A 14,205-nucleotide genomic window follows, 5' to 3' on the forward strand; every position below is an offset into this window, starting at 1 on the left:
ACCGAGGACACTAGTGATATGAACAAGGAAAGTCTCACTCTCCCCGTGCCAGAAGGTCTCGCCGAGTCCGCAGCATTGCTGGGAAATGCCACCGACCACCTCACTGATGAACAGGCCCGCAGCTTCGTCCTGGAGCAGGTATCCACCGCTGATGTGAACGGCAAGAGCGTGTGCATCATCATCCCGGACGGCACCCGCTCCGGCCCTCATGGTCTGATGATCCAGGCGGCCTATGATGCCCTCGCGGATCGGGCGGCATCCATCACCATTCTCATCGCCCTGGGCACCCACGCCGCCATGCCGGAACCCGCCATCGCACGCCTTCTTGATGTGCCCTCTGGCACCATCGGTGAGCGTTTCCCCAAGGCGACGGTACTCAACCATGACTGGCAGAACCCGGAGGCCATCGCCACCCTGGGCACCGTGCCCAAGGAGGAGATCTCCCGGCTGACCCACGGACTACTCTCTGACCGTGACATGGCGGTGCAGATCAACAAGATTGTGGCGGAATCAGATATAAACCTCGTGGTCGGGCCAGTGTTCCCGCATGAGGTGGTGGGTTTCTCCGGCGGAAATAAGTACTTCTTTCCGGGTTGCTCTGTCCACGATGTCATCGATATCTCCCACTGGGTCGGGGCGCTGATCACTGCATCCGACATCATCGGCACCTTAGGCATCACCCCGGTACGCCAGCTGATCGACACCGCCTCCGACATGATCACGGGGGAGAAACTCGCTGTCACCTACGTGGCCACCTCCGCTGATGACGGTGGTTCGAACCTGCATTCCGTAGCCTTCGGCGGCACCCGTTCCGCATGGGCAGCCAACGCCCAGGTGGCCTCCCGCACCCACATCAAGTGGATGGATGAGCCTTTCAAACGCATCGTGTCCAAGGTCCCGGAGATGTACGAGGATCTGTGGACCGGTGCCAAGGGTGTGTACAAGATGGAACCCGTCTGCGCCGATGGTGGCGAGATCATCGTCTATGCCCCGCACATCACCGAGATCTCCGAGATGCACCCCGGCATCGGGGAGATCGGTTATCACTGCATCGAATACTTCACCAAACAGTGGGATAAGTTCAAGGACCACCCCTGGGGTGAGATTGCGCATTCCACCCACGTCCGTGGCCTGGGCACCTTCGATCCGGAGACCGGCGAGGAGAAGCTGCGCATCAACATAACCCTGGCCTCCCAGGTGCCACCGGAGGTCTGCGAAGCCTATAACCTCGGTTATGCCGATCCGGACACCCTGGACTGGGAGGCCTTCAAGGCGGATCCGGACACTCTCATCGTCGAACACGCCGGGGAGATCCTCCACCGCTTGGAAACCCAGCACTAATCCACACGCCCAGCTCACCGAAAGGCCCGAGTCACTTCACCATGCCACTCCCCGAGCCAGCTTCCACAGCTGGCGAACTCATCGAGCGTGTCGCCGCCCACCTGCCCACCACAGGGCGACTCGGCATCGCCTACTCCGGTGGTGTTGATTCCGCGACACTGCTGGCCATCGCCCATCATGTCCTGGGCCCTGAGCGCACCCTGGCGATCATGGCGGTATCCCCCTCCCTGGCCTCCCGTGAGAAGGCGATGGCCCTGGACACCGCGGAGTTCATCGGTGCACAGGTCATCCAGATCCAGACGGATGAACAGGCGGTTCAGGGTTACCGTGTCAACGATGTGGACCGGTGCTATTTCTGCAAGAACGAGATGTTTGAGCGAATTGATGAGGGGGTCGTCGATAAGCACAACCTGGCGGCCATCGCCTACGGGGAAAACGCCGATGACTCCAAGCGCATCGACCGGCCCGGCGCGCGGGCCGCGACCGAACACGGCGTACTGCGCCCGCTGTCGGAGGCCGGTCTGAGCAAGGCCGATGTGCGTGCCGTGGCGCGCGCCTTCCAGCTGCCGGTAGCCGACAAGCCGGCCGCGCCGTGCCTGGCATCGCGCATCCCCCACGGCCACGAGGTCACCGAGGCGAAGTTGAAGCAGATCGAGGCGGTGGAATTGATGCTCTACCAGCTTGGTTTCAGCGATTCCCGCGTGCGCCACCACGGTGATATCGCGCGCATTGAACTGCTCATCCACGAAATGTCCCGCGCCACTGCCCCTGAGGTAGCCCGGGAGATTGAAGCAGCCGCGACCCGGGCAGGGTTCAAGTACGCTGTGGTGGATCTGCGTGGCATCCAGTCGGGTGCGATGACGCTGTCCATCCTCAATGCGAAGGGAACTCTGTGACTGACGAGCGCACGCGGAAGGTCGGGGATTTCGCCCATCTGGACATCGACCGTGTCCGCCGCCGCGGTTACCCGGAGGCCATCTACTGCGAGAGCAAAACCGTTGAGCAGGTGGCTGCCATCGCGGTGAGTCTTGGTGAGATCGAGCAGACCACCCTGTTCACCCGGGCCAAGCCTGAGCATGCGGCTGCGGTCATGGAGGTGCTCGATGATGTCTTCTATGATCCGGTGGCGCGTTTTCTCGCTTATCCGGCGGCAGCCCCGGAACCGAGCGGGGTGTCGGTGCTGGTCCTGTGCGCTGGCACCTCTGATCTCCCGGTAGCCATGGAAGCGATGCATACCGCCCGCTACCTGGGACGATCCGTGTCGCTCATCGCTGATGTTGGTGTGGCCGGCATCCACCGTCTGCTCAGTTATGAGGCGGAGCTCCAGAGCGCCGGGGTGATCATCATTGCCGCCGGTATGGATGGTGCTCTGCCCAGCGTGGTCGGGGGCCTGGTGTCCTGTCCGATCGTGGCGGTCCCCACCTCTGTGGGCTACGGCGCGGGTTCCGGTGGGATCGCTCCCCTGCTGACCATGCTGAATTCCTGTGCGCCGGGGGTTGGTGTGGTCAACATCGATAACGGTTATGGAGCAGGGCATCTGGCTGCTCAGATCGCTGCCCGTTGAGCTGACCCTGCGGTAATTCCTGGGCATATTCCCCAACTACGACATCGCTTCGCAGACATCAGTCCCAAAAAGCCGATTTTCCTACTGATGTCTGTGATGCGATGTCGTAGTTGGTGTGGGGACCCGGCGGAGCACCTCTTTCGCACTGATCCCCAGAGCCAGCGCCGCGGCCTTGACATCCTCAAACTCCGGCTGGGCGGTCTGATCGACACCACCCCGGGAGCCGATCTTCACACGCACGGCCTCGCCAGCAACAGACACAGTTTCCCACCGGCGGTCCAGCCCCTCGCGCTCCACTTCCCAGGAACGCACACCGAAGGTGGTGGTCTCGGAGAACAGCACCCGTTTGATGGTTTCCACGTCCCTGGGTGCGGTGAGCACGTGAACAGTGTGGGCAGGTCTGCCCTTCTTCATCAGGATCGGGGTGAGCCAGGCATCACGGGCACCCGCGGCGAAGAGTTGATCGAGGACGCCTGGCCAGAGGCGGGCATCCATGTCGTCGATATTCGCCTCGAGCTGCACGAATCGCCCCGTGTCGGGGTTGGTCTGGGCCTGATCAATCACCATCACACGCGTCACATTCGCACGTCCGGGGAAATCCTTCGTGCCCGCACCGACACCGATCCTGGTGATCACACCATCAGGCAGCGACCCCGCAGCCTGCGCGAAATGCCTGATCAGCGCCACACCGGTCGGCGTGGACAGCTCCCCCTCGCCCCCGGTGGTGGTCGGCCAACCACGCACCAGCTCAGCCACTGCTGGCACGGGCACCGGGATATCCCCGTGCGCGGCCGCGATGCGGCCTGAACCCAGAGCGATTATCGACGAAAAGACCTCCCCCTCCCCCACCTGTCTCATGGCTTCACACACACCGACGATATCCGCGATGGAATCGAGCGCCCCCACCTCATGGAAGTGGATGGTCTCCGGATCCACGCCGTGGACGGCGCCCTCGGCAATGGCGATCCGTTCGAACACCGCCAGGGCATCGGCGCGGGTCTGCTCCGGAATGTCCGCCTCTTCGAGCATCGTCCGGATGGTGGTCCAGGTCCGGTGCGGGTGATGTTCCTGTGTGGTGACAACCTCCACCTTGGTGGATCGTTGCCCGGCGCGCTGCACTTCCTTGGACGTCAGTTGCACCTCACCGGGTACCACTGCATCGATCACGTGCAGGATCTGATTAAGGTCTGCCCCGGCGTCAACCAGAGCCCCCAGCAACATGTCCCCGGCTACCCCGGCGCTCGCATCAATCCACAGGCTCATGGGGACAAGGATACAACCCGGTGATGCACTGGGATTCCGGCGGCAAGTGAGGAGGGCACGTGGATGAGTCTCTGGTTGGAGCTACCGGCGAACGGTGGAGGATTCGCTTCATCACGAAGTTGGGTGATGAACTGGCCGTCGACAAGCACGTCCAGGTGATGGAGGAGCGCGCGGCGCTCATCGCTGAACACCTGAAGGGTCTCCCAGGAATAACCGGTGTAGGCCCAGATTGTTTTCTCCGGCAGTTCCTTCCGGATGCGGCGCACCAGCGGCAGGAGGTGCCGCGCGGAGAGAAACGGTTCGCCGCCCGCCAGGGTCAGACCCGCCACACGCCGGTTGGACAGGTCGCCCATGATGCGTTCCTCCAGCTCAGGCGTGTAAGCATTGCCGTACCCCCTCTTCTGGGCGGCCTTGTTATAACAACCCGGACAGCTAAACGGGCAGTAGGAAACATAGAGGGAACACCGCAGGCCCTCGCCGTCGAGCACCTGGAAGGGTTTGTAATCAGCGATACGGAAGGTGTCGGTCTGCGCCCAGGTACTGGACCGCTGATCCATCCGTCTGACGCGTTCGAGATATGTCACGGCAGCCTCACATGTGCTTGACGCGGGAGTTGATCTCCGCCTGTTTGCCCTGGACCACCGGGCGTTTCATCGGAGCCCCGAGATAACCACACAGCCGGCGGGTGACCGATGCCTTGTCCTCATCGCGGTTGCCACAACCCGGGCAGACATACCCGTCAGCATCACAGCTGAACTCCCCTTCGAAATCGCAGAGGAAACAGGTATCCACCGGGGAATTGATGCCGAAATAACCGACATGCTCAAAAGCCTCATCCCAGATCGCCTCAAAAGCTGAAGGGTTACGCAACAGGTTCGGAGCCTCGACGTAGAACATGAAACCGCCTGGGGTCAGGGGCATATAAGCAGTTTCAAAAGCAATCTTGTCCACGGGGTTGGTATCCAGGTAACTGGGGAAATGGAAGGAATTTTCATAGTAATTCCGGTCGTTGATACCCGGTAGCTCACCGAAACGGGCGCGGTCCAACTCGGCGAAACGGTCACAGAGCGATTCCGACGGGGTGGCATAAACCGACAGATTGGCCGCAAACTGATCCTGGACTGACGCGACCCGGGCATTCATGTGAATCAGAATCCGACGGGACACGGCACGGTGTGCCTCAGTGGTGTGCCAGTGCTGCTCCCCTGTCAGCGCCACCATGGCGTTGTGAATCCCGATATATCCCATGGAGATGGATGATCTTTTGTGATTATCTCCCGTGTAGAAATCCCGCACACTGTTCTTGTTGCGGGGATCCCCCATGCCGCCCTGGGTGTACATGATGGGTGCGTGCTCCAGGTCCGCGGAGAGCACCACCTCCTCCCGGATCTTCAATGCCCGGATGGTCAGGTCAATGGCCTCATCCAAACCGGTGAAGAAGTCCTCCATGGACCCCTGTGCGGAGATGGCGATGCGGGGCAGGTTGATTGATACCACGCCCAGGTTATTGCGACCCAGCAGCTCATACTCCCCGAGAGCATTCTTCCACGGATGCAGGAAGGAACGGCATCCCATGGGTGTGATCAGCTGGCCGTCCTTGAGCTCCCGGATACGGGGTACCGACACCAGGTCCGGGTAGATCCGGCGCATGGAACACCGCATGGCAGCCTGCTTGATGTCGTAGTTGGGGTCCCCGGGGGCGTGGTTGATGCCCTCATCCACAAAGAAGAGGATCTTCGGGAAGATCGCGGTTTCACCACTCATACCCTGCTCCCGCACCGCCAGGATCGACTTCTGAATTTCCCGGCCGGACCAGGACGTGCTCATGCCCAGGGAGATCGAGGTGAACGGGGTCTGTGCCGCTGAGGTGGTCAGGGTGTTCACCTGGTATTCAAAGGCCTGCATGGCGTCATGGATATCCCGGGAGGTCTTCCCCCTGGCCAACTGCTCCACCTCGGTCAGTCCGGCGTCCAGATACAACCGACGGTTCTTCTCCAGGGTCATCTCTGCATAGGGTTCCAGGAGACGATCGATCTCATGGATGGAGATACCGCCGTACTGTTCTCCGGAGATGGCGCCGAGTAGCTGCACCAGAAGTGTGGCGGCCACCCCGATGGAACGTGGCGGTTCGATGCGCGCATTACCCAGTGTGAAACCGTGCGAGAGCATGAACTCAAAATCCGGCAGGGAGCAGTTGGGCATGGCGGCGAAGGGAGAACGGTCGAGGTCATGAACATGGACGAGGCCCTTGATGTGGGCACGCCGGACATCCTCCGGCAGCATCTGTAGTCCCTTGGCTGTGGTCACCGCCCCGGCGAGGATTTCCCTCTGGGTGGTGAACGTCCTCGAATCCTTATTGCCATTTTCCGCCAGGAGCTTTTCATCCCGCTCCACCACCCGGGCGATTGCGCGGGCCACATCGGTGGAGGCGTCAATCAATTCATCCTGTCCCCTCTTGTATTCACGGAAAGCCGCCAGCACCGCCGGGGAATGACTCAGGGTGTCTTCCACAATATGGAAGAGATCCACGCTGCTGATCGTGTTGTGTTCAGCTGCACGCCGGGTGATGGTTTCCACAATCTGATCCTTGGGCACCTGGAACTCCACACCGAAAACACGCTCTGCAGATTCCAGGTCATTGAGAATCTTGCGGGGGCGGTAGTCCACCACACGGCCGTCTTTTTTAAGCACCGAGATCCCTTTCGCTAAATTCTCGGTGTCAATGGCAGAGGTGGGGACCTGGTGGGTGGCAGGCGACAACATCATCCGTCCTTTGTTTCGGGAAAGACCGTGTAATTACACGGCTGTAACTGAACCCTATACCCAATCAATTGGATTATCACATCACACAAATAGGTACACATACTACATGTTGGGGTGGCCACCCCAGATCGCGCGCAGACCTAGTGCCACCAGCCCCGGCTTGCCATCACCGCGACCCGCTCCGATAAGTTCGCGCCATCAATCATGCGCAACCCACAGGGGCCCACATATAGACCCCATGCAGAGCCCCTCAAATGGGGTGATCGACCACCACAGCAAGAACTTCCCCGCACCACAATGCAACTGATCGCCACAGCAACGATCTACGAACTTCCCCTCGGCTCACGTGCCCCCACCTGCCGTTTTTGTAAAAATACAAGTGTGGGCTAGAGTTAATCTCGCTGCTTTCAAAGCGGTAATGGTGGCTGTAGTTCAGCTGGTAGAGCACCAGGTTGTGATCCTGGGTGTCGCGGGTTCGAGCCCCGTCAGCCACCCCTAAGAAATACAAAGTCAGGGCATCTTCTCCAATCGGAGAAGGTGCCCTGACTTTTTGCGTGGGCAGATCCTGGGGGTTAAGGGACAAAAGTGTGCCTGTCCCAGGCCCATTGCAAGGGCCAGGCACAGTGATGGTGCTGACCCCACCCTCGACATGCTCGAAAATGCAAGGAGGACCGCAACCCCCTACAGATTGCGGCCCTCGCCCCTACCGGATCCAGGCGGGGTAATCCCTCGCTCATCCCACTCTAGAAATGGGACTGAATCCGTGTCCCACCCTAACATCGCCTAAGTTTTCTCAGAAAAGCCGGATGCGCCCCGGGGTCAAGCCATCGGGGATTCATTGCCCCTAAAATCAGTGGGTTCTGCACCGTAGCCGCGGTTTCCGGGTTAGATTTGGTGCCAGCCCACACTTTCCCACACGTGTTATGAATCTGGTCACGAGGAGCCCCTGCATGCCGAAGATCGCCGCGAACCTGTCGCTTCTGTTCACTGAGGTCCCCTTCCAACAGCGGTTCCACGCCGCAGCTGATACCGGTCTATTCGATGCTGTTGAGTTCCAATTTCCCTATGATCATGACCTGGATCAACTCACCAGCATTGCCCAAGAAGCCGGCCTGCCAGTCGCCCTCATCAACGCCCCACCCGGCGATAGTTTCGGGCTGGTAGCACTTGCTGACCAGAGCACTGCAGATTTCCGTGCCTCCATCGAACTCGCGCTGCGCTACGCCACCGCGCTGAAAGCCCCGAAGCTTCATGTGATGGCAGGTATCGCCGAACCATCACCGCGCACGAATGACATCTACCGCCGCAATATCACCACAGCGGCCCGCCTGGCAGCCGACGAGGGCATCCTCATCGTCGTGGAGCCAATCAGCCGTCAGAGCATCCCCGGGTACTATCTGCACAGCCTTGAGCAGGCCGTGGAACTGATCGAGGGCATCCCCAATGTGAAGATCCTCTTTGATATTTTCCATATCCAGCGCATCCATGGTGATCTGACGCGTCGACTCACCCATATCTTCGAAGACGACCTGCTCGGCCACATCCAGATCGCAAGTGTGCCGGATCGCAGGGAGCCTGGTTCCGGTGAAGTCAATGACCATCATCTCTCCCAGCTCATTGACGCTCTCCCCTGGCCTGATCCGATCGGCGCCGAGTACCTCCCCGCCAGCGCCACCCACGAGGGACTCAGCTGGTTGCATGCCCTGTGACGTACCATTAGCCCGGTAGTGATCAATCAATATCAAGGAGTGTCCATGGCATTGCCCATTCCCAGCCAGAGTGCCCGCGCGCTTGTCACCGGCGCAAGCCAGGGAATCGGTCTGGCGATCGCGAGGGATCTCGCCCGGTACGGCCATAACCTGATCCTGGTGGCCCGCCGCGGGGAGCTGTTGCAGGAGATCGCCGATGAGCTGGAATCCAAGCATGGCGTGATGGTGGAGATCCGGGCTGTGGACCTGGCGGACCGCACCCAGCGGGCGGAGTTGATCGGAGAGATCAGGGACCGCGAGATCAATATCATCATCAACTCCGCGGGCATCGCCAGTTTCGGTCCCTTCAAGGATCAGAACTGGGACTATGAGACCGCCCAGTTTGATCTGAACGCCACCGCGGTTTTTGAACTGACCAGGGCTGTCCTGGATGGCATGGTTGAGCGGGGCACGGGCGCGATCTGCAACGTGGGGTCAGCGGCCGGCAACGTACCGATTCCGAACAACGCCACCTATGTCCTGACCAAGGCCGGAGTCAACGCCTTCACCGAGGCCCTGCACTACGAGCTCCGTGGCACGGGTGTCGCCTGTACCCTCCTGGCTCCAGGCCCGGTGCGGGATTCGGTGGTGCCGGAGGAGGAGCAGTCGATCATCGATAAGGTGGTGCCGGACTTCCTCTGGACCACGTATGAATCCTGTTCCGCAGAGACCCTCCGCGCGCTGTCCAAGAACCGACGTCGAGTGGTTCCAGGCCCCCTGTCCAAGGCCATGAATGCGATCTCCACGGTCGCTCCGACGGCAGTGTTGTCGCCGGTCATGGGCTGGGTTTATTCGAAGATGAGTTAGGAAGAGAACTTCATGTCTGATGTTAATGGGAGCAACCGCTCCCCCGTGGCCGCACGCGATGATCGCCTGGTGTGGGTTGATCTGGAGATGACCGGCCTGGATCTGGAACACCATGTGATCGTGGAGGTCGCCGCCCTGGTGACCGATGCCAACCTCAATATCATCGGCGAGGGTGTGGATCTGGTTGTCCACGCCACCGACGAGGAACTGGCGCGGATGGATGACTTTGTCACCAACATGCACGAATCCTCCGGGCTCACCCCGTTGATCCGGTCTTCCACGGTGTCGCTGAAAGAGGCGGAGGATGCTGTCCTCGCCCTGATCGAGGAGCATTGCGATCCCGCACACCCCGCTCCCCTGGCGGGTAATTCCATCGCCACCGACCGCGCGTTCATCCGTGAGCAGATGCCACGCCTGGATGCCGCCCTGCACTACCGCATGGTGGATGTGTCCTCGGTGAAGGAGTTGGCGCGTCGTTGGTACCCACGCGTGTATTACAAGCAGCCGGAGAAGGGCCTGTCGCACCGTGCGTTGGCCGATATCGTGGAATCCATCCGCGAGCTGGATTATTACCGTCGCTCATTCTTCGTGGCGGAACCCGGTCCCACCTCAGCGCAGTGCGATGAGGATGCCGCCGGTGCCACCGCGCGGTTCGCCAGCTATTTCGAGTGATTAAGGAGCCTGGTGAGTTCACTCAGCATGTGAACGCGCCACCAGGCCCAGTCATGTCCACCGCGGATGCCCTGCACGCGGACGTCACGGATATCACCGGAGAGGTCCTCTGCCAGCTTGTGGGATAAGCGCAGCATCTCGCCTTCGTATTCGCCTGCCTGCAGGTTGATGGAGACCCAGTTCTCCGCAGCGGAGAGCGCATCGGCGATATCAAAGCGCCAGAGGCTCGGTGACTGTGCGATGGCATGGCCGATGTCACCGTCGGAAAGCGCCAGCGCCCAGAGTGAGGCCAGGCCGCCGAAGCTGGCCCCGGAGATGATCGTGTCCTCCCCGCGCGGGGAGACCGCAAAGTTGGCGCGGACGTGCGGCAGGATGGCGTCGATAAGCACATCGACCTGGCCACCTGGCACGCCGAGGTTATCCCAGCGGTGGTCAACGTCCCCGGAATCAAGCATGAGCACATGCACGGGCGGCATGATCCCGGCGCGGATCGCCGCATCGAGCTGCAGCGGCAGCCCCAGCGGGCCGTTCCAGTGCTGGCCATCAAACAGGATCAGCAGCGGTGTCGTCTCGTCCGTGTCCGGGGCGTAGACCCAGAACCGCTCGCCGGCGAGCGTGCGCTCCTGCGTACAGATGCTTTGCGACGCCCTCCCCCACCTGTCAGCCGGCGCGTCGGGGCCTTCAACGAGCGAGGAGTTCATCACGCGACCGATGTTGCGCTCATCCAGACGGCCATGTGCCATGGCTGCCCGCCGGACCTCGGCGCGGTCGGTGGATGCGCGCCACGGCGGCACCCCGTCATGGTCCCAGGAGGTGATGGTGTAGCTGGCACGCCAGTCCGCCGGCATCCGGAGGGTAAGCGTCCACAGATCGGAGCCTTCAAGGCGGTGCATCTCTGAATCGTGGACATGGGCATGGTCGAAGACACCATTGGCCCACATCAACACATTCGTGGCCCCGGGGCTTTCCACCACCCAGGTGTAGAGGCGCATGTCAGGGTTGCCCTGCGGGTCCTCGGTGATGATGGGATTGGGTTGAGCGAGCGCGATGACAGCCATGTCGCCACACTGGCGGGCGGCCTGCTCACCACCCACGCTGAGCGCCTGCGACCACGCCTGCTCAATCGGCCCCGGAACCCGTGGAGAGGTACCGGAAAAGGTCGGGGGCACTGTTGGAGACAGCTCCTGGTGGGTGGAACCGAATCGGTCCACCCACTCCCTGGTCTGCCTCAACAGTGGCATCTAGTTTTATCCCCTTGGCTGTCTTGCTCGAACAATTTTTAAGCGTGAAAACATGCAATACCGGCAGTCAAACCCCTTTGGTGGCACCGCTGACTAAAACGTCTGGTGCCGGAGATTGTCCGCCGGTTGAAAAACAGATAATCAGTCTAGTTCAGACGATTGATGCAGGCAATATTAATAACCGGGCAGTGACTTAGCGTCATCGGTACCCCCGGGGTGGTATCACCATGCAGAGGTCTGGTCTGCGTTCCCCTCACCCCACACAGACCAGGGGATATTCCAATCCCCCAACCCGTCATAACCGCTCAGGGTGGTACCCACGGTGTTTTTCACCGTGACGATATCCCCGCGTTTCACGGTGTTCTGGAACCATTCAGCCGCCTCGGTGGAGACGTTGATGCAGCCGTGGGACACATTGGAATTACCCTGCTGCGCCGCAGACCACGGGGCCGCGTGGACATAGATCCCGGAATAGGACATCTGGGTGGCGAACTTCACCGGGGTCCGATATCCGCCCTGGTCATATCCCAGGCCAAACGTGGTGGAATCCATGATCATCGACGGGTTCCGGTCACCGATGATGTAGGTGCCATTCGGGGTTGCCCACTCCGACACATCACGACCGAGCGACACCGGAATGGTGCGCAGGAGGGCGCCATTTTCATAAACACTCATGGTCTTGGTGGCATCATCCACCACGGTTTCCACGCGGCTACCGATACTGAAGTTGGTGGCATTATCGGAGGCTCCCCACACACCATTGCCCAGTTCAGTGCCATAGAGATCCGCAGTGACGGTCACCTGCGTGCCGGGCTCCCAGTACTCCGCTGGGCGCCAGCGCAGTTCACTGTTGTTGAGCCAGAAGAAACCGCCCTCAACCTCAGGTGAGGTGGTGACGGTGATCGCCTCCTCCGCGGCACGGCGGTCCGTGATCGGGGTTCCGAAACGGAAGCCAATCGTCTGACCGACGCCCACCACGGAATCAGCCAGCGGGGACAATGCGACAGAGGTGGTCGCTGTCGGCTGCGTCGTGGCAAATACCGTGGTGCTGGTTTCACCGTTCCGGTCAGTGGCGGTGATGGTGTAGGTGCGGTTATAACCCAGCACCTCCGTGGTGGTCCAGGTGCGCTCGTCCACGCCGTACTCGGCTTCGACCTGGTATCCCTGCTCGTTGACCATGGTGACCTCTTCGAGGCCATCACCCAGGGACCTCACCACGATGGGTTCGGACGGGTCCACGCCGGTGGCATCATCATCAACCGAGGCCACCGGGGCTACTGCCTCCACCGTGTCGCCGGTGTCTGACGAGGACACCGCAGCGGCACCTTCCTGTGCGTGACCATTGCGTTCAATGGTGCAGCCACTCAGAACCAGTGAACCTGCCGTGAGCAATGCCAATAATGAACCCGTGACAACACCACGAACCCTCTTCAACTGTTTTCGCCCTCCTGGCAATAAAGCTTTGCACGTGACCTGATGGTTCAAGGATCCACAGGCCAATCATGGGATAACGCTACAAGCTCACGAGCCCTTCAACGCAAATATCATTTAGACCATTCCAATAGTTTCCCAAATCGTTAGCGGAACGAAATGAAAAGCAATGGAGATCACAAATTTTAAGTATCCCGTCCCCTATCGTGGGCCAGAGGGGAAGTGTTACATCTTTCATGCGCCGAAGATCGGCTTTGACCTGCAGATTTTACAAGGAACGAAGACAGCTGATATATTTTCTCTCGTTGCAAGCGAGGTCTTCATCTCACGCAGACTTGCGTCATTAGCTCAATTGGTAGAGCATCTGACTCTTAATCAGAGGGTTCGGGGTTCGATTCCCTGATGACGCACAGTAAAGAAATGAACCGCAGCCTGTATTACACAGGCTGCGGTTTGCTTCTTGAATGTCACTGCGGGTAAGTTCATCTCAAGCAGACAACCTGCGTCATTAGCTCAATTGGTAGAGCATCTGACTCTTAATCAGAGGGTTCGGGGTTCGATTCCCTGATGACGCACCATCAAGATAACCCCCATGACCGTGAAATTTCACGATCATGGGGGTTATCCCATTCCGCCACCGGCTCCACCCCGGGCCAAAGGCCCCGTTGTCCCGGATTCCTTGTGACGTTATGCTGGTTCGCCCACCTCAGCCAGCCCCGAGGTGACCTTATCCACCTGTGCGTCAAAGACCTGCTTCACCTCGTCCTCCGCGGTGCCCAGACCAGCCACCAGAACGTGGTGGTTCCCGAGATCCTCCAGCATCATCACGCTGGAGGATTCATTGCCTGGCGTGACCGTGATGTCAAAGATGAATCCGGACGCATCCGAATCCAATGGGGTGAAGGTGTATTCCGCACCGGTTTCCTCATCCCGGATCGGGTCGGTGCAGGAATCAGCGATGTCACGGTAGAGATCCGCCGGGGAGACATCCGTGTCCTCGACGGAGAACAGGGCCACGGCCACACCGGTGTCATCGCCGCGGTCGAGGTTGCGGGCTGCCGAACCGACGGTCGGAAGCTCTGCGGATTCGGCCGCCTGGAGTGCCTCACCGCAGGCCCCGTCGAATTTCTCCGCCTCGGCGACCACCACCAGGGGGATGCTCTCCCCCTCCAGAACGGTGTCATTGGCAGCGGTGGCGTCGGTCAGTCCACTCTCATCGGCTGTGAGCAGCATTTCCTGGAGTGCGGATCCACCCTGTGCCTCCACTGACTCCACACCATCGGAGCTGCCACAGGCACTCAGCATGGTGGCAAGGGCCAGTCCACCCGCCAGCAGGGTTGTGGAGGTGACGATCTTCTTGCTCATGGCGGGCTCC

The 14,205-nt window shown here is 60.4% G+C and carries 13 protein-coding genes and 3 tRNA genes; 10 read left to right on the forward strand and 6 right to left on the reverse strand.

Features of this window, described 5'->3' with window-relative positions:
• Positions 1-18: 18 nt before the first annotated feature.
• From CFAEC_RS10620 to larB, 3 genes are read left to right on the forward strand one after another with little or no spacing between them, the layout of a single operon-like run.
• The gene (locus CFAEC_RS10620) at positions 19-1,341 is read left to right on the forward strand and encodes a lactate racemase domain-containing protein (RefSeq protein ID WP_290276699.1); all 1,323 of its coding nucleotides are present in this window, start codon (positions 19-21) and stop codon (positions 1,339-1,341) included.
• 41 nt (positions 1,342-1,382) lie between these two features.
• Positions 1,383-2,237, forward strand: coding sequence for an ATP-dependent sacrificial sulfur transferase LarE (gene larE / locus CFAEC_RS10625; RefSeq protein ID WP_290276700.1), 855 nt, complete (start codon positions 1,383-1,385; stop codon positions 2,235-2,237).
• Entirely contained in the window at positions 2,234-2,905 is a 672-nt protein-coding gene (gene larB / locus CFAEC_RS10630) for a nickel pincer cofactor biosynthesis protein LarB (RefSeq protein ID WP_290276702.1), read from the forward strand. Before larE ends, larB begins: the two co-directional genes overlap by 4 nt.
• An 81-nt stretch (positions 2,906-2,986) precedes the next feature.
• Here larB and larC read toward each other — a convergent pair whose 3' ends face one another.
• From larC to nrdD, 3 genes are read right to left on the reverse strand one after another with little or no spacing between them, the layout of a single operon-like run.
• On the reverse strand, positions 2,987-4,168 hold the full coding sequence (gene larC / locus CFAEC_RS10635) for a nickel pincer cofactor biosynthesis protein LarC (RefSeq protein WP_290276704.1): 1,182 nt from the start codon (positions 4,166-4,168) through the stop codon (positions 2,987-2,989).
• Complete coding sequence (gene nrdG / locus CFAEC_RS10640; protein WP_290276706.1) at positions 4,165-4,752, reverse strand: anaerobic ribonucleoside-triphosphate reductase activating protein; 588 nt, start codon at positions 4,750-4,752, stop codon at positions 4,165-4,167. The genes larC and nrdG overlap by 4 nt, the downstream gene beginning before the upstream one ends.
• A 7-nt stretch (positions 4,753-4,759) precedes the next feature.
• Entirely contained in the window at positions 4,760-6,934 is a 2,175-nt protein-coding gene (gene nrdD, locus CFAEC_RS10645) for an anaerobic ribonucleoside-triphosphate reductase (RefSeq protein WP_290276708.1), read from the reverse strand.
• 418 nt (positions 6,935-7,352) lie between these two features.
• On the opposite strand from nrdD, the gene CFAEC_RS10650 reads away from it, so the two are divergent.
• From CFAEC_RS10650 to orn, 4 genes are all read left to right on the forward strand, one after another.
• A tRNA-His gene (locus CFAEC_RS10650) sits at positions 7,353-7,425 on the forward strand.
• Positions 7,426-7,881: 456 nt separating this feature from the next.
• Positions 7,882-8,640 carry a hydroxypyruvate isomerase family protein gene (locus CFAEC_RS10655; RefSeq protein ID WP_290276711.1) on the forward strand — a complete coding sequence of 253 codons (759 nt, stop codon included), beginning with the start codon at positions 7,882-7,884 and terminating at the stop codon, positions 8,638-8,640.
• Positions 8,641-8,685: 45 nt separating this feature from the next.
• Positions 8,686-9,486 (forward strand): mycolate reductase, encoded by an 801-nt coding sequence (cmrA, locus tag CFAEC_RS10660; protein ID WP_290276713.1) that lies wholly within the window; start codon positions 8,686-8,688, stop codon positions 9,484-9,486.
• 12 nt (positions 9,487-9,498) lie between these two features.
• Entirely contained in the window at positions 9,499-10,158 is a 660-nt protein-coding gene (gene orn, locus CFAEC_RS10665) for an oligoribonuclease (protein WP_290276715.1), read from the forward strand.
• Here orn and CFAEC_RS10670 read toward each other — a convergent pair.
• Positions 10,146-11,399 carry an alpha/beta hydrolase gene (locus tag CFAEC_RS10670; RefSeq protein WP_290276717.1) on the reverse strand — a complete coding sequence of 418 codons (1,254 nt, stop codon included), beginning with the start codon at positions 11,397-11,399 and terminating at the stop codon, positions 10,146-10,148. The genes orn and CFAEC_RS10670 overlap by 13 nt on opposite strands.
• A gap of 14 nt (positions 11,400-11,413) precedes the next feature.
• Here CFAEC_RS10670 and CFAEC_RS10675 point away from each other — a divergent pair, with 14 nt between their 5' ends.
• Positions 11,414-11,596: a hypothetical protein gene (locus CFAEC_RS10675; RefSeq protein WP_290276719.1), complete on the forward strand. Its 183-nt coding sequence runs from the start codon at positions 11,414-11,416 to the stop codon at positions 11,594-11,596.
• Positions 11,597-11,621: 25 nt separating this feature from the next.
• Here the strand turns inward: CFAEC_RS10675 and CFAEC_RS10680 are convergent, their stop codons facing one another.
• Positions 11,622-12,833: a L,D-transpeptidase gene (locus CFAEC_RS10680; RefSeq protein WP_290276721.1), complete on the reverse strand. Its 1,212-nt coding sequence runs from the start codon at positions 12,831-12,833 to the stop codon at positions 11,622-11,624.
• Between the two features lie 334 nt (positions 12,834-13,167).
• Between CFAEC_RS10680 and CFAEC_RS10685 the strand changes: the two genes are divergently transcribed.
• Together CFAEC_RS10685 and CFAEC_RS10690 are read left to right on the forward strand one after the other, a co-directional pair.
• Positions 13,168-13,240 (forward strand) — tRNA-Lys (locus CFAEC_RS10685).
• Positions 13,241-13,332: 92 nt separating this feature from the next.
• Positions 13,333-13,408: transfer RNA gene (locus tag CFAEC_RS10690), tRNA-Lys, on the forward strand.
• A 109-nt stretch (positions 13,409-13,517) separates the two neighbouring features.
• Here the strand turns inward: CFAEC_RS10690 and CFAEC_RS10695 are convergent.
• On the reverse strand, positions 13,518-14,195 hold the full coding sequence (locus CFAEC_RS10695; protein WP_290276723.1) for a hypothetical protein: 678 nt from the start codon (positions 14,193-14,195) through the stop codon (positions 13,518-13,520).
• Positions 14,196-14,205 lie beyond the last annotated feature (10 nt).

It is taken from the genome of Corynebacterium faecale, assembly GCF_030408735.1.
GTDB classification, from domain to species: domain Bacteria; phylum Actinomycetota; class Actinomycetes; order Mycobacteriales; family Mycobacteriaceae; genus Corynebacterium; species Corynebacterium faecale.